Below are 1,070 nucleotides of genomic sequence, written 5' to 3'. Positions count from 1 at the left end.
CCGGGCGCGGAGCCGGCCGGTGGGCATGCCCGAGATCAACTGCCGGAACCGTTTGCGGCGGCCGTGCTTCTCACGGGTCTTCTCCGCGGCGAAGTCCAGATCCTCGACCGCGATGGCCTTCACTCCGCAGGTTCTGGCCCAGTTGAGCAGCCGGGTGAGGGCGTGGCGGACCTGGGCATCACGGTGATCGGCTGTGCCGGTGAGGTCGTAGACCGGTCGGGTTGCCGTGGGTGTCGAGGCGCCAGGCGGCGAGGTGGTCGGCGTTCATGTCGACGCCGATCACACCGTGCGTAAGGGCGGCGGCGATCGGGAGGGTCCGGGAGACCGGGATCTGCCAGGAGGCGGTCAGATACCAGCGCCCGCGTACCGTGTCGTAGTGGATGCGGTAGGCGACCGCCCGGTTCGCCTCCACCCGGTCCGCCCACTCCTGGCCGCGGTGCGGGAAGCCGACCCGGGAGGCCAGCACGTACCGGCCATGCGGGGCATTGGCCAACTCCATCAGCGGGGCCGGGAGTTTGATGCTGACCTCGCCGTCCGGGCTGATGCGGAGGGTCTCGTTGCCGCTGACCTCGCCGTCCGGGCTGATGCGGAGGGTCTCGTTGCCGTACCGCTTGCCGGATTCGCCGTCGGCCTGCAGGAACCAGCGCGATGCTTCCCACCGACGGCGCCAGTCGGCCTCGGTGAGCTGCGCGGCAGACAGCTGATGCCGGGTACGGACCAGCCGCTTCCCACCCCACACCACACGCACGGTCCCGGCCTCCCGGTCGGCCCGCTCGCGCTCCAGCCGGTCCTCCAGCACCTGCAGGCGGCGGGTCTTGGCGTGCCACTCCCGCCGGCTGCGGTAACCGCCCGCCGCCCGCTTCGAGCCCTTCGCACCGACCGGCAGCGCCAGCCGGTGCGCGATCGTCCCGATCCCCGCCTCAAGAGACCGGAGGTGGGCGAGCTGGCCACGCCGGGCGAGCGCCCACTGGTCATGCGTGGCCTTGGTGATCGAACCCGCCCACCGGGACGACGACACAGCCGTCAGGCCCCGCTTACGAGCCGCCCAGGTGTCCGCGGAATGCTCCAGG

General features: G+C 71.8%; 1 pseudogene. It reads right to left on the bottom strand.

The features are described 5' to 3' along the window. Positions 1–1,070, bottom strand: a pseudogene (locus tag IG08_RS55495) (IS200/IS605 family accessory protein TnpB-related protein); the annotation flags it as partial.

It is taken from the genome of Streptomyces fulvoviolaceus (assembly GCF_000718165.1).
Lineage (GTDB): Bacteria > Actinomycetota > Actinomycetes > Streptomycetales > Streptomycetaceae > Streptomyces > Streptomyces fulvoviolaceus.
Note: the sequence above shows the minus strand (reverse complement) of the source record. Positions and strands in the feature narration are given on the sequence as shown.